Genomic DNA, 21,817 nt, shown 5'->3' with positions numbered 1-21,817 from the left:
TTTTCCGCGCTTTGCAAACGCGGCAAAGCCCGCGCTACTCCGCCGCCTGCGCCGCCGTCTCCGCCTCGATCTCCGCCGCCCGCCGCTCGACCTGTTCGACGATGTGGTCGATCATCTGGACGTTATCCATCCGGTGGCTCTGCTTGCCCGCCAGATAGACCATGCCATTGCCTGCCCCGCCGCCGGTAAAGCCGACATCGGTCATCAGCGCCTCGCCGGGGCCATTGACCACACAGCCGATGATGCTCAGGCTCATTGGCGTCTTGATATGCTCCAGCCGCTTTTCCAGCGCCTCGACCGTGCGGATCACGTCAAACCCCTGCCGCGCGCAAGAGGGGCAAGAGATGATATTCACCCCGCGATGCCGCAGGCCCAGCGATTTCAGGATTTCATAGCCAACCTTGACCTCTTCCACCGGATCGGCGCTCAGGCTCACCCGGATCGTATCGCCAATCCCCATCCACAACAGGTTGCCCAGACCAATCGCGCTCTTGATCGTGCCGGACATGAGGCCACCCGCCTCGGTGATCCCCAGATGGATCGGCGCATCGGTGGCCTCGGCCAATTGCTGATAGGCGGCGGCGGCCATGAAGACATCCGACGCTTTCACACTGATCTTGAATTCGTGGAAATCATTGTCTTGCAGAATACGGATATGCTCCAAACCGCTCTCGACCATCGCATCGGGGCAAGGCTCGCCGTATTTATCCAAGAGATGCTTTTCCAATGACCCGGCATTGACGCCGATCCGCATCGAACAGCCATGATCCCGCGCCGCCGCAATCACCTCGCGCACGCGGCGCTCATCGCCGATATTGCCCGGATTGATCCGCAAACAGGCGGCCCCCGCCTCGGCGGCCTCGATCCCGCGCTTATAATGGAAATGAATATCTGCCACGATCGGCACCGGGCTTTCGCGCACGATATCCTTGAGCGCCTTCGCACTCGCCTCATCGGGCACCGAGACCCGGACAATATCCGCCCCCGCCTCTGCCGCCGCCTGCACCTGTGCCACCGTGCCCGCCACATCGGTGGTCAGGGTGTTGGTCATGGTCTGAACCGTGATGGGCGCATCGCCGCCCACGGGCACGTTGCCCACCATGATCTGACGGGATTTGCGGCGATAAATATTGCGCCACGGGCGGATATGGTTGAGCGACATCGCGTCTTGCCCCGTTTCATCTGAGAGTGACCGTTACCCCTAGATAATACGACAGGGGGGTCGGGGCAATCGCGCGACGCTGATTGCCGCTTATTGCAGCGGTGCAGCCTCTGGCGCAATCTGCGCCTCTGCGACATAGCGCATCAGATCCTGATCCGCCTCGATATTGGCCAGCGCATAGCGTCCGGTCAATTCTTCCGCAGTCAAGGCCAGACCAGAGGTCACAGCGCCCCGTTCTCCTGCGGGGCCGTAATGCGCGCCGTTCACCGCGAAATAAACAGCTCCCGATTCGCCTACCCGCAAGGTCGGCGGCTCTTCTGTCGCAGGCACCGGATAGGTGTCACCCGCGTTCAGAATGCCCTCAAAGATCACACTGCCATCGGCGGCCCGCACCCGCACCCAAGCCGGGCGTACTGCGACCATTTGCACAGCCGCCATCGTATCGGCCACAACCTGTGGACGGTTCGGGCCGGGGAGCTCATCGCCAAGCGGTTCAAACCCTTGCGCCTCATTCAGCGCAAGCGCGATACCGCTGTCACGATCCGCATTCGGTGCAACCGGACTCAAGGTCCCCACGTCGCGCGGGTCCAGCGTGGAAATCGGCGCATCCCGCGCCACCATCACCGGCACATCCAGCGCCTTGGGGCGATAGAGGCGGCTCAACCGTTCATCGCGTGGCGGCTGAAACACACCTGATGCGGCATCCTCGCCTTGGGGTACATCGCCGGGGATCACAGTGGCGCCGCTCAGCGGGTCAAGATCGGCCAAGACCACCGGCGTATTTTCGACCGGGGCAAGTTGCACCTGTTGCACCTGACGCAACACGCTCCACCCGCCATAGCCAATAGCGCCGATCAACGCGACCAGTACCAGAGCAGATCCAATCGCCCCCGGCTCGATGCGTGACAAAAAGCTTTCGGAGGCTGGCAGAAACGGGGTGTTTGGGGACATCAGCGGATCTTGTAGCGCCGCCTTGCGTTGCTTGGACGGACCCGGCTTGCGGATCGAAGACGCCTCCGCCGACATGCCATGAGCAATGGAAAAGCCGGACTCAAGACAAAATGTCTTGAACGCCTGATCCGGATCCATACCGAGATAGCGCGCGTAGGACCGCACGTAGCCGGGAATGAAACCGGGGGTATCAAAGGCCGATGGCTCGCAATTCTCGATCGCAGCCACGTAATTGGCCTTGATCCGCAACTCACGTTCCACATCCAACAGGGATTTTCCGAGCGTCGCGCGCTCACCGCGCATCAGATCGCCAAGGCGCAAATCAAAAGCGTCAAAGCCACGGGCCTCAACCTCTTCCACGTCGGCCTTTCGCGAAAATCGCCGCCCAATCATGCGGGTCCCTGCCTCTCGAGTCTTTTGCCCAACTGCCCGAATGTCCCGATTCGAACTCAGAACTTTTCTTCATCAGACGGTAACACAAGGCAAGGTATAATGCACGCGCAGAGAGACTAGCCGGCCAATTCGGCGCGATTCAGCGCACAATGACTCCACAATTCATCCATCGCACGCACCAATGCATCCATCTCCTTGGGCCCATGCACCGGCGAGGGCGTAAAGCGCAGCCGCTCGGTGCCGCGCGGAACGGTCGGAAAATTGATCGGCTGCACATAAATGCCATAGCCTTCCAAAAGCATATCGCTCAACTTCTTGGTGTGGACCGGGTCTCCGACGATCACGGGCACGATGTGGCTGCCGTGGTCGATCATCGGGAGCCCCATGCCCTTGAGCCGGGTCTTGAGGATGGTCGCCTGCGTCTGATGCTGCACGCGCAGCTTTTGTCCCTCAGAGGTCTTGAGCAAGGCAACCGATGCCGTCGCCCCCGCCGCCAGGGCCGGTGCCAGCGATGTCGAAAAGATGAATCCCGGAGCATAACTCCTTACTGCGTCGCACATTTTAGCCGAGGTCGCGATATAGCCACCCATCACACCGTAGGCCTTGGCGAGCGTGCCGTTGATGATGTCGAGACGGTGCATCAGCCGGTCGCGTTCGCAAATCCCTGCCCCGCGCGCGCCATACATGCCCACCGCATGCACCTCGTCGATATAGGTCAGCGCGCCAAACTCATCCGCCAGATCACAAATCGCCTCGATCGGACCAAAATCGCCATCCATCGAATAGACGCTCTCAAAGGCAATCAGCTTGGGTGCTGTTGGGTCATCGGCGGCCAGCAATTCGCGCAGATGTTCGACATCATTGTGCCGGAAAATCCGCTTGGCCCCGCCATTGCGGCGCACACCTTCGATCATGCTGGCATGGTTGAGCGCGTCGGAATAGATGATCAGCCCCGGAAAGAGCTTGGGCAGCGTGCTCAGCGTCGCGTCATTGGCGATATAGGCGCTGGTAAAGAGCAGCGCCGATTCCTTGCCATGCAGATCGGCAAGTTCCGCCTCCAGCCGCTTATGATAAACCGTGGTGCCGGAAATGTTGCGCGTGCCGCCAGACCCGGCACCCGTGGCATCAAGCGCCTCATGCATCGCCGCCAGCACAGCCGGGTGCTGTCCCATGCCCAGATAGTCATTGCCACACCAGACCGTGATCGGCTGCTCCACCCCGTCGGGCTTGTGCCAGATCGCATGCGGGAAATTGCCGTTGCGGCGCTCGATATCAATAAAGGTCCGATAGCGACCTTCCTGATGCAGACGGTCAATCGCTTGATCCAGCTTGGCTGTGTAATCCACTGGCTGTTCCTTCCTGATCGGTACCGGCGAGCGGTGCCAGCCGCCTTTCGGGTCTTGGTGGCAAATCCTGTGCCACTTATTCAACATTTAGAATGGATATATAATCCTACCCTCTGAGACAACAGGTTACAAATTGCCGCTCCCCTCTTCCTTGACTTGGGTCAAGTCACTGGACAGTGCCGCCCGGCCTGATACCCTCGCCACAATCCATAGTCAAAACCCAAAGGCCAGTCATGTCGCTTTCCGCCGTTCTCTCCCGCATCGACGACCAATTGCCCAGCGCCCTCGACCGGCTCATGGGCCTGCTCCGCATCCCCTCGATCTCCACTGATCCGGCCTATGCCGGCGAGTGTGACGCCGCCGCCGATTGGCTGGTTGCAGAGCTGCAAGCTCTTGGCGTCACAGCAGAAAAGCGCGCGACGCCGGGCCGCGCAATGGTGGTGGGCCATGTCGATGGCCCCTCCGGTGGCACCGGACCGCACCTGCTCTTTTACGGCCATTACGATGTCCAGCCGGTCGATCCTCTGGCGCTCTGGCACACCGATCCCTTCGCCCCCGAAATTCAGGACACGCCGCACGGAAAAGTGATCCGCGCGCGCGGGTCGTCAGATGACAAGGGCCAGCTCATGACCTTTGTTGAGGCCTGCCGCGCCTATCGGGACGTGACCGGCACCCTGCCCTGCCGCATCACCTTCTTTTTCGAAGGCGAAGAAGAATCAGGCTCACCCTCGCTCATCCCCTTCATGCGCGAGAATGCCGCCGAGCTTTCCGCCGATCTGGCGCTGATCTGCGACACCTCCATGGTGGCCCCCGGCGTGCCCTCCATCGCCTCGCAACTGCGCGGCATGCTCAAGGACGAATTCACCATTCATGGCCCGCGCATCGACCTGCACTCCGGCCATTATGGGGGCCCCGCCCTCAACCCTTTGCGCGAACTCTCGCGCCTCATCGCCTCCTTCCATGACGATACGGGCCGCGTCGCGGTCGAGGGCTTCTATGAAGGCGTCCATGAGGTGCCCGCCGACCTCCTGCGCCAATGGGAAAGCTGCGGCTTTGACGAACACGAGTATCTCTCGTCCGTCGGCATGACCCGTGCGCATGGCGAAGAGGGCTATTCCACCCTCGTCCAGCAATGGGCGCGCCCAACGCTGGAAATCAACGGGCTATGGGGTGGCTATCAGGGCGCGGGCACCAAAACGGTGATCCCATCAGAGGCGCATTGCAAACTGACCTGCCGCCTTGTTGGCGACATGGACCCAGACAAGTTGCGCAAAAAGGTCCGCAAACACGTCGAGGATCGCCTCTCGCCCGATGCCAAAATCACCTGGAATCAGGATCTTGACGGCTCACCCGCCGCAGTGATGAACATCAACCGCCCCGAATTCGAGGCCGCCCGTCAGGCGCTCTCCGACGAATGGGCGCGCGAAGCGGTCTTTACCGGCATGGGCGGATCCATCCCCATCGCCGGGTTTTTCAAAGAGGTGCTCGGCCTCGACGCCATGCTCATCGGCTTTGCCCAAGAGGATGACGCCATCCATTCCCCAAATGAGAAATACAACGTCCAGAGCTTTCACAAAGGCATCCGAAGCTGGGCGCGGGTGCTGGATGCGCTGGCAAAATAACCGGGCTGGCACCGAGATGCCCTTGGCCCCAATCGCCCCGCGCGGAATCAAGGGCGAAGCCCGCCGCGCGGATCGCTGGACCGTCCCGCGGCCTAGCGATTTGGAAAGGGAGTGCTTCTCTGAGGGGGCATACGGACTTTGCTGGCATAAAGAGGTAGCCATTTCCGTGGCTTCGCTAGTCCCCGGCCCAGCGACCGCACGGCTCAGCGTTTCGGGCTAACGTCCATTCTGGACGGAACGCCCCCTCACACCTGCGCCTGATACACCGCCCCCACCTCGGCCCGGATGATCCGCGCAATCTGTGCGCAATCCTCGAGGCTAAAGGTCAGCGGCAGGCGCATATCGACAATCCCACGCAAAATCCGGTCGCTCGCGGGCATCGGCGCAGACGGCGCATAGCGCCAACTGTCATAGCGGCTGGTGAATCCCACCGGCTCCGCCCCACCAAACCACTTCAACTCCACCCCGCGCGTGAGGCACCGCTTCAACACATCCGCAATCCGCCCCCCGTCCCAGTCCAGCAACAGGAACTGAATGGACGATCCCACATAGCGCTCCGCCTCGGCCCGCTCCACCACCGTCAACCCCGGCGTGCCGCGCAAGCCATCCTCAACCACGCGGTAGCGCGCATTCCACTTCTCGCACTGCGCGCCCAGAGCCCGCAATTGCGGCCGCAATATCGCCGCGCGCAGATGATCCATCCGCCCTGAAACATTGGGCGTGTCATATTTCACCCGCTCAAAAACCTCGGGGGCAGGCACCGTGCCATGCTTGCCATAGAGCATATAGGACCCTGACAGCATCACCGCCCGCGCCATCACCTCGTCATCATCCGTGATCAGAAACCCGCCCTCGCCGGAATTCATATGCTTGTAGGTCTGGGTGGAATAGCACCCGATCTTGCCCCAGCGTCCCGAGGGGATACCGCGCCACGCCGCCCCCATCGTATGCGCGCAATCCTCGATCACCGTCACACCGGCCGCATCGCAAATCGCCATGAGCGCATCCATATCCGCCAGATGCCCGCGCATATGGCTCAGCATCAGGACCTGCGCCTGATCCACCTTGGCCGCCAGATCCTCCAGATCAATCGTCAGCGCCTCGGTCACACCCACGAAAACCGGCACCGCCCCCACGCTGGCAATCGACCCCGGCACAGGCGCGAGCGTAAAGGCATTGGTAAGCACCCTGTCCCCCGGCCCCACGCCCAAGGCCCGCAGCGCCGTGGCCATCGCATAGCCGCCCGATGTGACCGCCAGCGCATAGCGCGCGCCGGTATAGGCGGCGAACTCGCGCTCCAGCGCCGCCACCTCGCCCGCCTCCTCACCCACGAGGTTATACCGATGCAACCGGCCCGAGCGCAGCACCTCGAGCGCCGCCGCAATCCCCTCTTCGGGGATCGGCTCCTGTTGCGTGAAATTGCCTGTGAATCTCTCTGTCATACCCATGTTTTGGGGCGCTCCCCCGCCCTCGTCAATGGTTTTGCGGCGTGTCCCCGGCTTCCTTCAGAAAACCCGAAACCGCCCTGCGGCTCAGCCGATAAGACGCCGCACAACGCCGGGCAACTCGTCGTAATGCCCGATCACCGCCTCGGGATTCAGCGCCGCCACCGCCGCCCCGCCGGGGCCGAACCCCACCAGGACCGACGGCACGCCCGCCGCCCGCGCGGTCTCGTGATCCGTGACCGTATCCCCCACCATCAGGGCGCGGTTTGGGTCACCCCCCGCCCGCCGCACGGTTTCGCGCAGATGCTCCGGGTCCGGCTTGCGCACCGCCAGCGTATCGGCGCCGGTCAGCGCCTGAAACGCCCCCAACACCCCCAACCGCTCCAAGAGGATACGCGCCAGACCCTCGGGCTTGTTGGTGCAGACCGCCACGCGGTAGCCATCTCCGCTCAACTGCGCCACCGCCGCCATCGCGCCGGGATAGAGCACGGTATGCACATCAATCGCCTCGGCATAGGCCTCCAGCAGCACCGGGTAATAGCGGTCGATCGTGGCCTCGTCCCCGGCCCGCCCCAACCGCTCCATCCCCAGCCGCAGCATTGCACGCCCCCCGCGCAGCGCGACGCCAGTATCGGTCTCCAGCGTCAAGAGATCGCCCGCGCCCATATCCCGAAAACAGGCATTGGCCGCCGCCAGCAAATCGCCGCTGGTATCGGCCAGCGTCCCATCCAGATCGAAAACAACCGTGCGCATGCCCTGCCCCCTATCCGCCTCTCGCCAGCGGATAGAGCGACCCTGCCCGAAATACAAAGGAAAAGACGCGCAGGCTTAGTCTGCCAGCCGGTAAACCCGCAGTTCTGGTAGCGCCGTCAGCGCCGCCCCCACAGCCCGGAACCCCGCCAGCGACAATTGGCTGCCCGCCCCCCGCTCCGCCTCTAGCGGAATGAGGTCCACCGCCACCGACTGCCCGGTCGCGGCATAATCCACCCGACCCCGCCCCGGTGCATCGACCAAAGGCGTCTTGAGCCAGAGCCCCGGCTCAGCGGGCGACCCAAGCGAGGCCACGGTTGTTCCCAGCGCCCCCGCCGGCGCAGTCGCGGCCTCGACGCGCGCCGCCTTGCGCTCGGCGGGCGTCGTTGCGTCCAGCGTTTCAGGGGTCATCGGCGCCACCGCTTCGGGCACAGGCACCGCGCGCGGCGCGAACACCCGGTCCACCTGCGCACAGCCTGCCACGCCGCCTGCCACGCCCAAAACTCCCAAGATCATGGCCAAATATCTCATATGTCCACCCTACCCGCCTGAACTTGCCCCTTCAACGGCCAAGTTGTCCCTTGCCCCGCCTCGCCCCCCCGCCTAGATTTACGCCATGACAGCACCTCTGATAGACCCGTTCCAGCGCGCCATCTCCTACCTGCGCGTCTCCGTGACAGACCGCTGCGATTTCCGCTGCGTCTATTGCATGTCCGAGAACATGACCTTCCTGCCCAAGCGTGAATTGCTCACGCTGGAGGAATTGGACCGCATGTGCTCGACCTTCATCCGCATGGGCGTCGAGAAACTGCGCATCACCGGCGGAGAACCGCTGGTGCGCAAGGGCATCATGACCTTCTTTGACGCCATGACACGCCATTTGGAAACGGGCGCGCTCAAGGAACTGACCCTCACCACCAACGGCAGCCAGATGGAACGCTTCGCAGGCGATCTCTTTGCCGCTGGCGTGCGCCGGGTGAATATCTCGCTCGACACGCTCGATGATCAGAAATTCGCCGATATCACCCGTTGGGGTCGCCTGCCGCAGGTGCTCAAAGGGATTGACGCGGCCCAGAACGCCGGGCTGCGCGTCAAGATCAATACCGTCGCGCTCAAAGGCTTCAACGAGGACGAGCTCTTCACCCTGACCGAGTGGTGCGCCTCCCGCGACATGGATCTCACCTTCATCGAAGTCATGCCGATGGGCGACATCGGCAATGAGGACCGGCTCGACCAATACTGGAAACTCTCGGACCTGCGCACCCGCCTGCGCGAGCGCTTCACGCTCACCGATTTGCCCGAGCGCACGGGCGGCCCCGCCCGCTATGTGCGGATCGAGGAAACGGGGCAGAAAATCGGTTTCATCACGCCGCTCACGCATAATTTCTGCGAAAGCTGCAACCGCGTGCGCCTCACCTGCACCGGCGAGCTTTACATGTGCCTGGGTCAAGAGGATATGGCCGACCTGCGCGCGCCCCTGCGCAACAATCCCGGCAGCGATGTCCTGCTCCAAGAGGCGATTCGCGCCGCCATCACGCGCAAACCCAAAGGCCATGATTTCGACTATTCCCGTCAGACCGTGGATGGCCGCGTCTCGCGCCACATGAGCCACACTGGCGGCTGATGCCCGCCCGTGCGTCTCATCGTTCCGGAAATACTCAAATCAGACGGGGCGATCCGCCGCGCGCTCACCGGAGATGCGCCACGGCCTCGATCGTCCCATGATCCAGGTATTGCAGCAGAACCACCGCATTGTCCTCGCGCGCCAATTCCACATCCAACTCCAGCGGTTCGCGGCTGTCCCAGACGGTCAGAGGCGTCATCTCGGTCACAATATTGGCATAGGTGATTGTTTGGCCTGCATTTTCACCCCGCTCGATCGCAACGGTTTCCTTCGGAATGTAGCGCACCAATTGCACCATCAGCGGCATGGCGCGCGCCGGGTCGGCGGTGGCGCGGATCTGCACCCGTTTCTCATCGCGCGTGACCTCGACATCTATGCCATTCGTCGCCTGCGCCCGGTGCTTTTCGATCAGATCGGACACATCCTTGAGCCGCGTGCCCACAACATGATCCTCACCATTGATGATCATCTGCGGCGTATAGACCATCTTGCGCTCCGCGGTCTTGGCATACCCGCGCTGCCGCGCGCTATTGTCCGGACTGCCAAAACTGTCCGTCCAGCCGATGTAATCCCAGTAATCCACATGCAGCGACAGTGCGACCACATCCTCCCGCGCCACCAGTTCAAGAAAAAACGCATCTGCCGGCGGACAAGAGGCGCATCCCTGCGACGTGAAAAGCTCCACCACCACAGGTCTGTCAGGATCGGGTCGCTCCTGCGCCCCGCCCTGCGCCGCCCAAAGGCACAAAAGCCCCGCGACCACGCTCGCTGCCATCTGTCGCATAACGTCTGCTTCCCGTTGGATCTGCCCTGTCACACCGCGACTGTATCATATCGCTCACCGCTCGTATCTAGGTCGCGTGCCCTGCAATAACCAATCAACGTTTCGAGAGTCGGACGTGATTTCTTGAAATAACCATCAATTGTGTGCAATAGTATACAAATCTATCTTCACCCCTCTTGATCGAGCGTTTCAAATCGGTCAGAAGCAGGGGCAAGTGATCCAGCCTCGACCATGAAAGGACGGCCCCATGCCCATCAGTGTCGGACAAGACAGCGCCAAGACCCGCAAGACCCTCACCGTCGGTGACCAGTCGGTCGCCTATTACTCGATCGCCGCCGCCGAAGAGGCCGGACTAGGCGATTTCTCGCGCCTGCCCGCCGCCCTCAAGGTCGTGCTGGAAAACATGCTGCGGTTCGAGGATGCCAAGACCGTCTCACTCGACGACATCCGCGCCTTCTCAGACTGGGCTGAAAACGGTGGCCGCGCCAACCGCGAACTGGCCTATCGCCCGGCCCGCGTGCTGATGCAGGATTTCACCGGAGTGCCGGCCGTCGTCGATCTCGCCGCCATGCGCGACGGGATCAAGGCCCTGGGTGGGGACGCCCAGCAGATCAACCCGCTCAATCCCGTCGATCTCGTCATCGACCACTCGGTGATGATCGACGAATTCGGCAATCCCCGCGCCTTCCAGATGAACGTCGACCGCGAATACGAGCGGAACATGGAGCGCTACCAATTCCTGAAATGGGGCCAGGGTGCGTTCAACAACTTCCGCGTCGTGCCGCCAGGCACCGGCATCTGCCATCAGGTCAATCTCGAATATCTCGCCCAAACCGTCTGGACCGACACCGACCAGAATGGCGAGGTCGTGGCCTACCCGGATACGCTCGTCGGCACCGACAGCCACACCACCATGGTCAACGGCATGGCCGTGCTTGGCTGGGGCGTGGGCGGGATCGAGGCCGAGGCCGCGATGCTGGGGCAACCGATTTCGATGCTCATCCCAGAGGTTGTCGGCTTTGAGCTGACCGGCCGGATGATCGAGGGCACGACCGGCACAGACCTTGTGCTCAAAGTCGTCGAAATGCTGCGCAAAAAGGGCGTTGTCGGCAAATTCGTCGAATTCTACGGTGCCGGTCTCGATCACCTGCCGCTGGCGGATCGCGCCACAATCGCCAACATGGCCCCCGAATACGGCGCCACTTGCGGCTTCTTCCCGATCGACGACGAGACCCTGCGCTACCTGCGCAACACCGGCCGCGATGAGGCCCGCGTGCAATTGGTCGAGGCCTATGCCAAGACCAACGGTTTCTGGCGCGGTGCCGATTACGCGCCGGTCTATACCGATACGCTCAGCCTCGATATGGGCACCATCGTGCCCGCCATCTCCGGTCCGAAACGCCCGCAGGATTACGTCACCCTCGACAAATCCGCGGCGGCCTTCCTTGATGTTGTCTCCGAATACCGGGGCAAGGATACCAGCCCCGCCGCCACAGACATGGCCGCCGAGGGACCGGCCACCGCCGTGGCCTCCGACCCGCGCAAATCGGTCAAGGTCACGGGTGAGGATTACACGATCCGCGACGGCTCTGTGGTGATCGCCTCGATCACCTCCTGCACCAACACCTCGAACCCCTATGTGATGATCGGTGCCGGTCTCGTCGCCCGCAAGGCGCGCGCCCTCGGCCTCAACCGCAAGCCTTGGGTCAAAACCTCGCTCGCCCCCGGCTCTCAAGTGGTCTCCGCCTATCTCGAGGCCGCCGGGTTGCAAGAGGATCTCGATGCCATCGGCTTCAACCTCGTGGGCTATGGCTGCACCACCTGCATCGGCAACTCCGGCCCGCTGCAAAAGGAAATCTCCGAGGCGATTGCCGAAGGCGACCTGATGGCCACCTCCGTGCTGTCGGGCAACCGCAATTTCGAGGGTCGCATTTCCCCCGACGTGCGCGCCAACTACCTCGCCTCGCCGCCCCTTGTTGTGGCCTATGCCATCGCGGGCGACATGAACATCGACCTGTCGACCGAGCCGCTGGGCACCGACCGGGACGGCAACCCGGTCCATCTCAAGGACATCTGGCCGAGCCAGAAAGAGATCGCGGATCTGGTGGAACGCACGGTGACGCGCGAGGCGTTCCAGTCGAAATATGCCGATGTCTTCAAAGGCGACGAAATGTGGCAAGCCGTTGAGACCTCCGAAGGCGAGACCTATGATTGGCCCGCGCAATCGACATATGTGCAAAATCCCCCCTATTTCAAAGGCATGGCCAAAGAGCCGGGCACGATCTCCAACATCTCGGGCGCACGCGTTCTGGCGCTCTTGGGGGATATGGTCACCACAGACCACATCTCGCCCGCTGGCTCTTTCAAGGACAGCACCCCCGCTGGCAAGTACCTGACCGAGCGTCAGGTGCCCGTGCGCGAGTTCAACTCCTACGGATCGCGGCGCGGCAACCACGAGGTGATGATGCGCGGCACCTTCGCCAATATCCGCATCCGCAACGAGATGCTGGCCAATGAAACCGGAGGCGTCGAGGGCGGCTACACCAAGGGGCCGGACGGCGCGCAGACGTCGATCTTTGATGCGTCCATGGCCTATCAAGAGGCAGGCACGCCTCTGGTGATCTTTGGCGGCGAGCAGTATGGCGCGGGCTCTTCGCGCGACTGGGCGGCCAAGGGCACGGCGCTTCTGGGCGTCAAGGCCGTGATCGCCGAGAGCTTTGAGCGTATCCACCGCTCCAACCTCGTGGGCATGGGCGTGATCCCGTTCGAGTTCACCGGCGGTGACACGCGCAAGACGCTGGACCTTACCGGCGATGAAACCGTGGCCATCTCGGGCCTCGACACGATCAAACCGTTGCAAGAGGTGCCCTGCACCATCACCTATGCCGATGGCTCGACCAAGACGATCACGCTCAAATGCCGGATCGATACCGCGATCGAGATCGAATATATCGAACATGGCGGTGTCCTGCATTACGTGCTGCGCAACCTCGCCAAATCCGTGGCCTGATCCAGTCCACGGCATCATCGACAGGGCGGCCCCGCATACGGGCCGCCTTTTTCATTTCCTGCGCAGGGTTTCGCCACCTCTGCCCAAATTCCGGCCAATCCCTGCCGATCGCGCTGATCTGATGTCATTGTGACGTGAGTCCCCTTTCAAACACGGTGTCGCCCCCCAATCTTGAAGGCAAGACATTGAAGAAAGGTAAATCATGCGTAGCACCGCACTCATTCTCGCTCAGGCCGGTCTGCTCAGCCTGCTTGCCGTCTACGGCGCTTTCGGCGAAAGCACGGCACGGCACACCTGTCCTCTGCCCGAAACGACCACCGGATCAGCGACCTGTCACGTTCCTGACTGACGGATGCCGTCGCCTGTGTACAAAACCCGCGTACACAAGGTGCATCCTTTACACCTCAGCGCGCCGCCTCGATCGCTGGCAGGATCGTGCTCTGCATCACCCGTTCGGTGATTGGTCCGGCAAAGCGCAACACGATATTGCCTTTGCCGTCAATGACATAGGTCTCGGGCACGCCATAGACACCCCAGTCGAGCGCCATCCGTCCCGTTTCATCCGCCCCTAGCGCGGCATAGGGATTTCCAAGTTCTTTAAGGAAATTCAAAGCGTTATCCGGCTTATCCTTGTAATTCACCCCATAGATCGCAACACCATCCTTGGCGAGTTTCTCGAGATTGGGATGCTCCACCCGACACGGCGCACACCAGCTTGCCCAATAATTCACAAGTTTGACAGTTCCGTCTCGTAAATCATTGTCATCGAACGTTTTTCCATCACCCAGCGGAGTCACCAACACCGCGGGTGCCGCCTTGCCCGCCAGCGCCGAAGGCAGCTCATTGGGGTTGTCCCGTTGCAAGCCGACAAAGGCCAGACCGGCAAATCCCGCGAAAATGACCAGCGGCAGCATCATCAACGGTGAGATCTTAGCCATTTGATTTCACCTTGTTTTCAATCTGTTGCAGCTCTTTGTTCACGCGATTTGAGCGCATCACACTGACCGTGATGAGGCCCGCGATCAGCACAATCGCCACCGCATAAGAGGACAGAACCGCCTCGGCGTATTTTCCAAGTTCCGGCATCATACCCCCATCCTCTCACGCGCCAAGAGCGCCCGCATCCGCCGCGCGCGGATTTCCGTGCGCGTTCGCATCAGCACCAAGGCTATGAAAAGAAAAACAAATCCTGCCATGCAGACCAGCAGAGGATACCAAAACACATCCGCCACATTCTCTTCTTTGTCGAGGCTGAGCGACGCCCCTTGATGCAATCCTTGGTTCCAGAAATTCACCGCATAGCGACTCAAGAGGGCAAAGACCGATCCGACAAGGCACAGAATGCTGGTCAGATCCGCCGCCGTATCATCGTTCTCGATTGCTTCCCACAGGGCTATGTATCCGAGATAAAAGAGAAAAAGGATAAGAAAGCTGGTGAGTCGTGGATCCCAGGCCCACCATGTTCCCCACATCGGCTGACCCCAGATTGCCCCGGTCAAGAGCGCAATCACGGTCATCACCATCCCCACCGGTGCCGCAGCCCGTGCCGCCAAGGCGCTGACATGATGCCGCCGCACGATCCAGACCAGCGAGGTGACCAACATCATCAGCCAGGCATTGATCGCCATCAAGGCGCTAGGCACATGTAAATAAATGATTTTAACGGTCGCCCCTTGGCGGTAATCGGCAGGCGTGAAGAAGAATCCCCAGATCAGCCCCCCCACCAACGTCACCGCTGCCAGCCCGGCAAACCAAGGCAAAACCCGGTCCGTCGTCTGGATGAATTTCTTGGGATTGGCATATTCCCAGAGTGCGTTCAGGTTCATCGCTTTCCCCGTGTCATCAGCGCAGGTTCACTCTCAATACCGCAGCCGAGGCAAAAGGCAAAAGCGCGATGGTGCCGCAGGTGATCCCCGCCAGCATCAAGAGCGGTGTCGTGGTGTCAAACCCGTCTGCCCCTCGCCGCGCGACCTCGGCCCCGAAAATCAGTGTAGGCACATAAAGCGGTAGCACAAGCAGGCTCAGCAACAGGCCTCCGCGCTTGAGCCCCACGGTCAGCGCGGCCCCGAAGGTGCCGATAACACTCAGGGCAGGCGTTCCCACAAAAAGAGATATAATCAACCACTTATAGCCCGCTTCTGGCAGGCTGAGCAGCAGACCAAGGACCGGTGTCACCGCTACCAGAGGCAAGCCAGTCGTCACCCAATGCGCGAGGGCTTTCACGCTGACGACCCCCTCCATCGGCAGCGGAGACGTCGCCAGAAGGTCGAGACTGCCATCCTCCCAATCGAGCGCCAGAATGCGATCGAGCGACAACAGGCAGGCCAGAAGCGCCCCCAGCCAAAGCATCCCCGGCGCAATCTTCGCCAGAAGCACGCTCTGTGGCCCGACGCCAAAGGGAACGAGCACGACGACTATGAGAAAGAACGACACCCCAAGGCCAAAGCCACCGCCCGCCCGCATCGCCAAACGGATATCGCGAAGCAAGAGGGCGATCACAGGAAGGCCCCATCAAAATCGTTCTCTGCCAAAGGCTTGGCACGATAGCCCTCGACATCGAGCACCTGCGCTTCGCTTAGCCCAAGGTCGATATGCGTCGCGATCAGCGCCAAGCCCCCTGCCGCCAGATGTCCGCGCACAGCGGTTGCGAACAGCGCAACGGCCTCTCCATCCAAGGAAACTGTCGGCTCATCGAGAACCCAGATTGTCCGTCCCGTCACCAAGAGCCGCGCCAATCCGAGACGGCGCTTTTGCCCCGCTGACAGTGCGCCAGCCGGCCGGTCGGCAAGAGGAGCCAGCTTGAAAGCATCAATTGCATGAGAATAGTCTTTATTTCCAAAGACCTCCGCCCAGAACTTCAAGTTCTCGGCAACGCTCAGCGTCGGTTTGATCCCATCCGCATGCCCCGCATAAACGAGGCTTTCAGGCGGCACGTCGATGCGCCCCAACACGGCCGGTTGCAGCCCCGCCACCGTGCGCAAGAGCGTGGTCTTGCCGCTCCCATTCGGCCCTCGCAAAACAAGCGCTTGGCCAGAGTCCAGCGCAAAGCTCAACCCTTCCAGCACCGGAATTCCGCCGCGCGCAATCGTCAGGTCTGAGACTTTCAGCTTCATGCGCTTTGCTTAACCCAATGCACCATAATCGAAAAGCGCGATCCTTGCGCGGATCGTCACACTGGCAACACCGCCGCCGCCACCCTGCGCCCTTCGGACAAGAGCACATTATAGGTCCGGCATGCTGCGGGTGAATTCATTGTCTCAGCGCCAAGTCCAGCCGCATCAAGAGCGGAACGTAACTCATTGGGAATATGCGTAACTTCTGAACCGGTGCCGATGAAAACCACGTCGATATCATCCACCAGCGCGAGCAATGCATCGACATCATCATAGCCGCCCCACCTTCGGGCCCCGGTGGGAGTGACCAATATCGCACCCTCCATCACCTGTCCGGCCACCCGAAAGAACCCCGCCCCGTAGCCATCAATCGGAGTCGCGCCAGAAAAACTGATCTCAGTCATACGCATGGCTCATACCCCCTTGTTCCAGATTGGCAGGCCGCTCAAAACCGCAAGGCCGATCACCGCATAGGCCACCCAACGGTAAAGCCGCTCGTGACGTGGGTCAAACAACGATTGACCAATGAGCGAGGTGATAAAATACGGCACGGCCAGCACCAGCGCCAGCAGAAAGATCTGACCGTTGACCGCTCCGCGCAGCAGCAGGTTCACGACAATCACCACATCAAGTGCCGCCAGAAACAAGATCGTGTTGGCCCGCACCGACTGCGCCACCGACTGACCTGCGAGGTAAAAGAGGATCACCACCGGGCCGGTCAGGCCGGTCAAGCCACCAATCACCCCGGCCACGCCGCCGATTGCCACGAGCATGGGTCGACTCACATGCCCCGAGAACCGCCAACCGGTGATCAGGGCACCAAGGGTAACGGAGCCCACACCAGCAACCACCCAACGGATGCTGACCGGATCAAGCTGCGCCATGAGCCAGAGTCCGACCGGAACGGTCACAAGGGCTGCACATGCCAGAACCGCCACCTCTCGCCGGTCTGCGTGCTTCCAGGCGCGCGGCAAGAGCGCAGAGGTGCTGGCAATACCTGTAAGTGTGATCACCCCAACGATAATTTGCGGCGGCAGAAATATTCCCGCCACCGGTACAAAAATCAACGCGGTCCCAAACCCGGTGAATCCCCGGACAATGCCGGCCAAGCCGATCGCCAGCAGGAGCCAGATCAGGCCTGGTGTTGCTCCGACTGCGCTCAGCGCCTCAGGCATCTATATTGGCGAACTGAGTGCCTGCATTGGCATCCGGTTTCGACCAATCGCGCTTGATTCCAAGCCACATGAGAACCGTGCTTGCCACGAAAATCGAAGAATACGTTCCCACGATCACGCCCCAGATCATGGCAAACACAAAGCCCCGGATCACATCTCCCCCCAAGAAGTAGAGCGCGACCAAGGCCAGCAATGTCGTGACCGAGGTCATCATGGTCCGGCTCAGGGTTTCGTTGATCGAGAGGTTGAGCACGTCACGCAGTGGCTTTTGCTTGTACTTACGCAGGTTCTCGCGGACCCGGTCAAACACCACCACCGTATCGTTGAGCGAGTAGCCGACGATGGTCAAGAGGGCCGCAATGATCGCCAGATCGAACTGAATCTGAAGCTCTGAAAAGACACCAATCGTCAAGGCAACATCGTGCACCAAGGCAATCACGGCCCCGACGGCGAATTGCCACTCAAACCGCATCCAGATATAGACAAGCACCGCTCCGATGGCGAGCGCCACCGCCAGCATGGCCGCTTGAATGAGCTCGCCCGACACCTTCGGCCCGACGCTTTCAACCGAGGTGAACTGAATATCCGGCACGGCCTGCTGCAACGCCGCCTCCACCGCTGCAATCACCTCTGGTGTGACACTTTCGGCCTCATCCTGCGCCTGAATTCGAAGCATCGCGACGTTTTCATCTGGGCCAAAGGTTGGATCGAACACCTCCGTAATGCTGATATCGCCCAATCCCAGCCCGCCAATCGCCTCGCGATAGGTGCCGATATCCACCTCCTGCGCGCTTTGCGTGCGGATTGTGGTGCCGCCCTTGAAATCAATGCCAAAATTCAGCCCCTGCACTGCAAAAGAGCCAAGCGCCACGAGGATCATAACCCCGGAAATTCCCAACCAAAGTTTCCAACGGCCAAAGAAATCCAGTGATGTCACCTCTGGCACAATTCGAAGGTATCGTCCGGTCAGGACCGTCTTGGGACGCTGCCGCTCGAACCAGATGACCGCAATCAGGCGCGTGACAAAAAGCGCGGTAAAGACTGAGGTGATGATCCCCAGCCCAAGTGTGATGGCAAACCCCCGCACCGGTCCCGAGCCCATCACATAGAGAATGAGAGCCGTCATGAAGGTGGTGATATTGGCATCAACGATGGCGCTCATCGCCTTCTCATAGCCCAGATCAATGGCGCGCGCGGCGCCTTTGGCCGATTTCATCTCTTCACGGATGCGCTCAAACACCAACACATTGGCATCCACCGCCATCCCGATGGTCAGCACGATCCCGGCAATACCCGGCAAGGTAAGCGTAGACCCGATCAGGCTGAGAAGACCAAAGATCAAGCCAACATTGATGATCAAGGCGATATTGGCAAAGATGCCGAAGACGCCATAGCTCAGCACCATATAAACCAGCACCAAGGCAAAGGCCACGAGACAGGCCAGCTTGCCCGCTTCAATACTGTCCGCCCCGAGTTCCGGCCCGACGGTCCGCTCTTCGAGAAACTCGAGCCCCGCCGGCAACGCTCCCGCCCGCAGCAGAACTGCAAGATTGGTGCTGTCTTCCACATTGAAATTACCAGTGATGATGCCAGAGCCACCGGCAATGTGGCTTTGGATCACCGGTGCGCTGATCACCTCGCCATCGAGCACGATAGCAAATGGATTGCCAATATTCTCAGCCGTGTAGTCGCCGAATTTGCGCGCGCCCGTCGGATTGAACCGGAACGACACCGCTGGTCGCCCGTTCTGGTCGAAATCGGGCTGCGCGTCGACCAGTTCCTCACCTGTCACCACTGGGGCTCGCTCTAGGATGTAGAACACGCCTTCCTCATCCAGCGACGGCAAAACCTCGTTGCCCGCACCGGCCTGCGCGTCCGCAGACGACGCGCGGCTTATGACCGGTTGAAAGGTCAATTGCGCGGTGGTGCCGATCAGCGCCTTCAACTCGGCCGCACTGCCAATTCCCGGCACCTGGATGAGGATACGGTCCGCGCCCTGCCGTTGAATGGTCGGCTCCCGCGTGCCCACCTCGTCGATCCGGCGTCGGATAATCTCCAGCGCCTGCCGTACGGTGCGATCATCGGTGGCGCGTCGCTCGGCCTCGCTCAGCCGTACGATGATGTCAGCACCTTCACTTGTCACATCGATGTCGCTGCCCCCGACACCGGTCAGAGTATCGGTCACAGGCCGGGCAATACCACGCACCAGAGCGGCAGCCTCAGCTGCCATCTCGGGCCTCTCCACAAGACGAATCCGCAATTCCGGCGCCTCGGTCGTTTGCAAGCGGATCGGTCCGACCCGATCACGCTCCTCGCGCAAGAGATCGCGCACCTCTGGCCACATGCCTTCGACGCGCGCCTGATAGACATCAGCAACCTTGACCTCAGCAAGAAGATGCGCGCCGCCCCGCAGATCAAGACCCAGATTGACAAGGTTGGACGGCATCCACTCCGGCCAAAGCGCGAGATCCTCGGCCACCGAGTCCGGATCAACGCCCGCCTCGACAGAGGTGACGGCATCATTATGCCGCTCGACGCGTGAATAGAATCCGTTGGGCAGGGCCAGCATCAGACCAAGAGCAACGAGCCCCCAGATGCAGAGGCGTTTCCACAGGTCGATTTGCAGCATTTTCCTGCCCTTTCAGTGCTTTGGCGCGGGTAGGATGGGCTTAGCCCTCGGCGGGCTCGGTTTTGGAGAGCACCTGCGCGATGGTGGCGCGCACGACGCGAACCTTCACGCCGTCGGCCAATTCAACCTCGATTTCACTGTCATCCTTGACCTTCGACACCTTGCCGATCAGACCGCCTTGCGTCACCACCTGATCGCCCCGACGCAGCGCCTCGACCATCGCCTTGTGTTCTTTGAGCTTCTTTTGTTGCGGACGGATCAGCAGGAAATACATGATCGCAAAGATCAGAATGAGCGGGATGAACTGGCCAAAGGCTTCCATGGGGTATCCTCTATCTGTGGCGCGGACACCTGCCCGCGAATTGCCCGGGAACCTAGGCGCGGCGGGGGGTATTTGCAAGGCGCGAAAGCATGGCGCAGGCCCGGTTTCTGGTGCATAACGCCGCCCAAGCGATTCACCGATAGCTCCAAGGACCAAGGCCATGCACGATATCCGCGCCATCCGCGAGACCCCCGACGCCTTTGACGCCGCCCTCGCGCGCCGTGGTCTGGCCCCGGTCACGCCAGAGATCCTCGCGCTCGATGAGGCCCGTCGCACCCGCATCCACGCGGCTGAAACCGCGCAAGCCGAGCAGAACCGCGCCAGCAAAGAAGCAGGTGCCGCCAAAGGGCGCGGCGATGAAGCGGAATTTGAGCGGCTTCGCGCATTGGTGGCAGATAAAAAGGCTGAAATGGCCGCAATGCAGGCCGAGGCCAAGACGCTCGACATGCAACTGACGGATCACTTGATGGCCCTGCCCAACCTGCCCTTTGACGATGTGCCAGACGGCACAGACGAGAGTGGCAATGTCGAGCTGCGCCGTTGGGGCACGCCCGCCATTTTCGATTTCCAACCCAAAGAGCATTACGAGATCACCGGCGTGCAGCCGGGAATGGATTTTGAGACGGCGGCCAAACTCTCCGGCGCGCGCTTTGTGGTCCTCTCCGGCAGCATCGCCCGTCTGCACCGCGCGCTCGCGCAATTCATGCTCGACACCCATGTCGAGGAAAACGGGTTGCAAGAGACATGGACGCCCGTGCTCGTGCGCCCCGAAATGATGCTGGGCACCGGGCAATTGCCGAAATTCGGCGAGGACAGCTATGAGACCACCAATGGCTGGTGGCTGGTGCCCACCGCCGAGGTGACGCTCACCAATATCGTGCATGGCGAGACGGTTGAGGCCGGCACCCTACCGCGCCGCTACGTGGCCCATACCCAATGCTTCCGCTCCGAGGCGGGCAGCGCGGGGCGGGACACCGCAGGCATGCTGCGCCAACACCAGTTCGAAAAGGTCGAAATGGTCTCGATCACCCACCCCGACGTGAGCCGCGCCGAGTTAGACCGCATGACCGGCTGTGCCGAAGGCATCCTCGAGCGGCTTGGCCTGCCCTATCGCACCATCGTGCTTTGCACCGGCGACATGGGCTTTGGCGCGCGCCGCACCCATGACATCGAGGTCTGGCTGCCGGGGCAAAACACCTACCGCGAGATTTCCTCGGTCTCCGTCTGCGGCGACTTTCAAGCGCGCCGCATGAACGCCCGCTTCAAACCGCAGGGCGGCGGCAAACCCGAATTCCTGCACACGCTCAACGGCTCGGGTCTCGCCGTCGGCCGCTGCCTGATCGCGGTGCTGGAGAACGGCCAACAGGCCGACGGCTCCGTCCGTATCCCCGACGCCCTCCACCCCTATCTGCGCGGCAAGACGATCCTCAACGCGGATGGAAGCCTCGCCTAACCGGCGCTTTCATCTGGCCTTAAATACCTTCGGGGGGT

At 61.4% G+C, this 21,817-nt stretch carries 21 protein-coding genes; 5 read left to right on the top strand and 16 right to left on the bottom strand.

All coding sequences use genetic code 11. The features are described 5' to 3' along the window. Positions 1 to 34: 34 nt before the first annotated feature. From ispG to hemA, 3 genes are all read right to left on the bottom strand, one after another. On the bottom strand, positions 35 to 1,162 hold the full coding sequence (gene ispG / locus VR71_RS08895) for a flavodoxin-dependent (E)-4-hydroxy-3-methylbut-2-enyl-diphosphate synthase (RefSeq protein WP_045683096.1): 1,128 nt from the start codon (positions 1,160 to 1,162) through the stop codon (positions 35 to 37). A 90-nt stretch (positions 1,163 to 1,252) separates the two neighbouring features. Continuing rightward, positions 1,253 to 2,506: a helix-turn-helix domain-containing protein gene (locus tag VR71_RS08890; protein WP_045683091.1), complete on the bottom strand. Its 1,254-nt coding sequence runs from the start codon at positions 2,504 to 2,506 to the stop codon at positions 1,253 to 1,255. 116 nt (positions 2,507 to 2,622) lie between these two features. Then, positions 2,623 to 3,852, bottom strand: a complete 1,230-nt coding sequence (gene hemA, locus VR71_RS08885; RefSeq protein WP_045683089.1) for a 5-aminolevulinate synthase — start codon at positions 3,850 to 3,852, stop codon at positions 2,623 to 2,625. Positions 3,853 to 4,085: 233 nt separating this feature from the next. On the opposite strand from hemA, the gene VR71_RS08880 reads away from it, so the two are divergent. After that, positions 4,086 to 5,474, top strand: coding sequence for a M20/M25/M40 family metallo-hydrolase (locus tag VR71_RS08880; RefSeq protein WP_045683083.1), 1,389 nt, complete (start codon positions 4,086 to 4,088; stop codon positions 5,472 to 5,474). A gap of 245 nt (positions 5,475 to 5,719) precedes the next feature. On the opposite strand, the gene VR71_RS08875 is transcribed toward VR71_RS08880, so the two are convergent. From VR71_RS08875 to VR71_RS08865, 3 genes are all read right to left on the bottom strand, one after another. Next, positions 5,720 to 6,916 carry a DegT/DnrJ/EryC1/StrS family aminotransferase gene (locus tag VR71_RS08875; protein ID WP_045683256.1) on the bottom strand — a complete coding sequence of 399 codons (1,197 nt, stop codon included), beginning with the start codon at positions 6,914 to 6,916 and terminating at the stop codon, positions 5,720 to 5,722. A gap of 90 nt (positions 6,917 to 7,006) precedes the next feature. After that, a complete protein-coding gene (locus tag VR71_RS08870; protein ID WP_009819157.1) occupies positions 7,007 to 7,672 on the bottom strand; it encodes an HAD-IA family hydrolase in 666 nt (221 codons plus the stop codon). 75 nt (positions 7,673 to 7,747) lie between these two features. Continuing rightward, on the bottom strand, positions 7,748 to 8,200 hold the full coding sequence (locus VR71_RS08865) for a hypothetical protein (protein ID WP_045683077.1): 453 nt from the start codon (positions 8,198 to 8,200) through the stop codon (positions 7,748 to 7,750). A gap of 85 nt (positions 8,201 to 8,285) precedes the next feature. Between VR71_RS08865 and moaA the strand changes: the two genes are divergently transcribed. Next, on the top strand, positions 8,286 to 9,293 hold the full coding sequence (moaA, locus tag VR71_RS08860; protein WP_045683076.1) for a GTP 3',8-cyclase MoaA: 1,008 nt from the start codon (positions 8,286 to 8,288) through the stop codon (positions 9,291 to 9,293). 64 nt (positions 9,294 to 9,357) lie between these two features. Here moaA and VR71_RS08855 read toward each other — a convergent pair whose 3' ends face one another. Further along, entirely contained in the window at positions 9,358 to 10,077 is a 720-nt protein-coding gene (locus tag VR71_RS08855; RefSeq protein WP_045683075.1) for a thioredoxin family protein, read from the bottom strand. Between the two features lie 247 nt (positions 10,078 to 10,324). Here VR71_RS08855 and acnA point away from each other — a divergent pair, with 247 nt between their 5' ends. After that, on the top strand, positions 10,325 to 13,087 hold the full coding sequence (gene acnA, locus VR71_RS08850; RefSeq protein WP_045683074.1) for an aconitate hydratase AcnA: 2,763 nt from the start codon (positions 10,325 to 10,327) through the stop codon (positions 13,085 to 13,087). 202 nt (positions 13,088 to 13,289) lie between these two features. Continuing rightward, positions 13,290 to 13,436: a hypothetical protein gene (locus tag VR71_RS24815; protein WP_296430122.1), complete on the top strand. Its 147-nt coding sequence runs from the start codon at positions 13,290 to 13,292 to the stop codon at positions 13,434 to 13,436. 55 nt (positions 13,437 to 13,491) lie between these two features. On the opposite strand, the gene VR71_RS08845 is transcribed toward VR71_RS24815, so the two are convergent. From VR71_RS08845 to yajC, 9 genes are read right to left on the bottom strand one after another with little or no spacing between them, the layout of a single operon-like run. After that, positions 13,492 to 14,025, bottom strand: coding sequence for a DsbE family thiol:disulfide interchange protein (locus VR71_RS08845; RefSeq protein WP_296430120.1), 534 nt, complete (start codon positions 14,023 to 14,025; stop codon positions 13,492 to 13,494). Next, positions 14,018 to 14,176, bottom strand: a complete 159-nt coding sequence (ccmD, locus tag VR71_RS08840) for a heme exporter protein CcmD (RefSeq protein WP_296430118.1) — start codon at positions 14,174 to 14,176, stop codon at positions 14,018 to 14,020. Before ccmD ends, VR71_RS08845 begins: the two co-directional genes overlap by 8 nt. Continuing rightward, positions 14,173 to 14,913: a heme ABC transporter permease gene (locus VR71_RS08835; RefSeq protein WP_045683070.1), complete on the bottom strand. Its 741-nt coding sequence runs from the start codon at positions 14,911 to 14,913 to the stop codon at positions 14,173 to 14,175. The genes ccmD and VR71_RS08835 overlap by 4 nt, the downstream gene beginning before the upstream one ends. A 16-nt stretch (positions 14,914 to 14,929) precedes the next feature. After that, on the bottom strand, positions 14,930 to 15,586 hold the full coding sequence (ccmB, locus tag VR71_RS08830) for a heme exporter protein CcmB (RefSeq protein WP_009819165.1): 657 nt from the start codon (positions 15,584 to 15,586) through the stop codon (positions 14,930 to 14,932). Next, the gene (gene ccmA / locus VR71_RS08825; RefSeq protein ID WP_045683069.1) at positions 15,583 to 16,200 is read right to left on the bottom strand and encodes a heme ABC exporter ATP-binding protein CcmA; all 618 of its coding nucleotides are present in this window, start codon (positions 16,198 to 16,200) and stop codon (positions 15,583 to 15,585) included. The genes ccmB and ccmA overlap by 4 nt, the downstream gene beginning before the upstream one ends. A 56-nt stretch (positions 16,201 to 16,256) precedes the next feature. Further along, complete coding sequence (locus VR71_RS08820) at positions 16,257 to 16,610, bottom strand: Mth938-like domain-containing protein (protein WP_045683068.1); 354 nt, start codon at positions 16,608 to 16,610, stop codon at positions 16,257 to 16,259. Between the two features lie 3 nt (positions 16,611 to 16,613). Next, positions 16,614 to 17,375 carry a sulfite exporter TauE/SafE family protein gene (locus VR71_RS08815; RefSeq protein ID WP_045683066.1) on the bottom strand — a complete coding sequence of 254 codons (762 nt, stop codon included), beginning with the start codon at positions 17,373 to 17,375 and terminating at the stop codon, positions 16,614 to 16,616. Next, complete coding sequence (gene secD, locus VR71_RS08810) at positions 17,368 to 20,004, bottom strand: protein translocase subunit SecD (protein WP_045683064.1); 2,637 nt, start codon at positions 20,002 to 20,004, stop codon at positions 17,368 to 17,370. Before secD ends, VR71_RS08815 begins: the two co-directional genes overlap by 8 nt. 40 nt (positions 20,005 to 20,044) lie before the next feature. Next, positions 20,045 to 20,326: a preprotein translocase subunit YajC gene (gene yajC, locus VR71_RS08805; protein ID WP_009819170.1), complete on the bottom strand. Its 282-nt coding sequence runs from the start codon at positions 20,324 to 20,326 to the stop codon at positions 20,045 to 20,047. Between the two features lie 160 nt (positions 20,327 to 20,486). Between yajC and serS the strand changes: the two genes are divergently transcribed. Then, positions 20,487 to 21,779, top strand: a complete 1,293-nt coding sequence (gene serS / locus VR71_RS08800; RefSeq protein ID WP_045683062.1) for a serine--tRNA ligase — start codon at positions 20,487 to 20,489, stop codon at positions 21,777 to 21,779. The last annotated feature ends 38 nt before the right edge of the window (positions 21,780 to 21,817 follow it).

Source organism: Roseovarius sp. BRH_c41, assembly GCF_000961715.1.
Classification (GTDB): Bacteria; Pseudomonadota; Alphaproteobacteria; order Rhodobacterales; family Rhodobacteraceae; genus Roseovarius.
Note: the sequence above shows the minus strand (reverse complement) of the source record. Positions and strands in the feature narration are given on the sequence as shown.

Coding starts and splice junctions, on each gene's coding strand:
- VR71_RS08890 (WP_045683091.1), bottom strand. CDS start 2,506: ATGATTGGGCGGCGATTTTCGCGAAAGGCCGACGTGGAAGAGGTTGAG.
- ccmA (WP_045683069.1), bottom strand. CDS start 16,200: ATGAAGCTGAAAGTCTCAGACCTGACGATTGCGCGCGGCGGAATTCCG.
- VR71_RS24815 (WP_296430122.1), top strand. CDS start 13,290: ATGCGTAGCACCGCACTCATTCTCGCTCAGGCCGGTCTGCTCAGCCTG.
- secD (WP_045683064.1), bottom strand. CDS start 20,004: ATGCTGCAAATCGACCTGTGGAAACGCCTCTGCATCTGGGGGCTCGTT.
- ccmD (WP_296430118.1), bottom strand. CDS start 14,176: ATGATGCCGGAACTTGGAAAATACGCCGAGGCGGTTCTGTCCTCTTAT.
- VR71_RS08845 (WP_296430120.1), bottom strand. CDS start 14,025: ATGGCTAAGATCTCACCGTTGATGATGCTGCCGCTGGTCATTTTCGCG.
- VR71_RS08815 (WP_045683066.1), bottom strand. CDS start 17,375: ATGCCTGAGGCGCTGAGCGCAGTCGGAGCAACACCAGGCCTGATCTGG.
- serS (WP_045683062.1), top strand. CDS start 20,487: ATGCACGATATCCGCGCCATCCGCGAGACCCCCGACGCCTTTGACGCC.
- VR71_RS08875 (WP_045683256.1), bottom strand. CDS start 6,916: ATGACAGAGAGATTCACAGGCAATTTCACGCAACAGGAGCCGATCCCC.
- VR71_RS08865 (WP_045683077.1), bottom strand. CDS start 8,200: ATGAGATATTTGGCCATGATCTTGGGAGTTTTGGGCGTGGCAGGCGGC.
- moaA (WP_045683076.1), top strand. CDS start 8,286: ATGACAGCACCTCTGATAGACCCGTTCCAGCGCGCCATCTCCTACCTG.
- acnA (WP_045683074.1), top strand. CDS start 10,325: ATGCCCATCAGTGTCGGACAAGACAGCGCCAAGACCCGCAAGACCCTC.
- VR71_RS08870 (WP_009819157.1), bottom strand. CDS start 7,672: ATGCGCACGGTTGTTTTCGATCTGGATGGGACGCTGGCCGATACCAGC.
- yajC (WP_009819170.1), bottom strand. CDS start 20,326: ATGGAAGCCTTTGGCCAGTTCATCCCGCTCATTCTGATCTTTGCGATC.
- VR71_RS08880 (WP_045683083.1), top strand. CDS start 4,086: ATGTCGCTTTCCGCCGTTCTCTCCCGCATCGACGACCAATTGCCCAGC.
- VR71_RS08820 (WP_045683068.1), bottom strand. CDS start 16,610: ATGCGTATGACTGAGATCAGTTTTTCTGGCGCGACTCCGATTGATGGC.
- VR71_RS08835 (WP_045683070.1), bottom strand. CDS start 14,913: ATGAACCTGAACGCACTCTGGGAATATGCCAATCCCAAGAAATTCATC.
- VR71_RS08855 (WP_045683075.1), bottom strand. CDS start 10,077: ATGCGACAGATGGCAGCGAGCGTGGTCGCGGGGCTTTTGTGCCTTTGG.
- ispG (WP_045683096.1), bottom strand. CDS start 1,162: ATGTCGCTCAACCATATCCGCCCGTGGCGCAATATTTATCGCCGCAAA.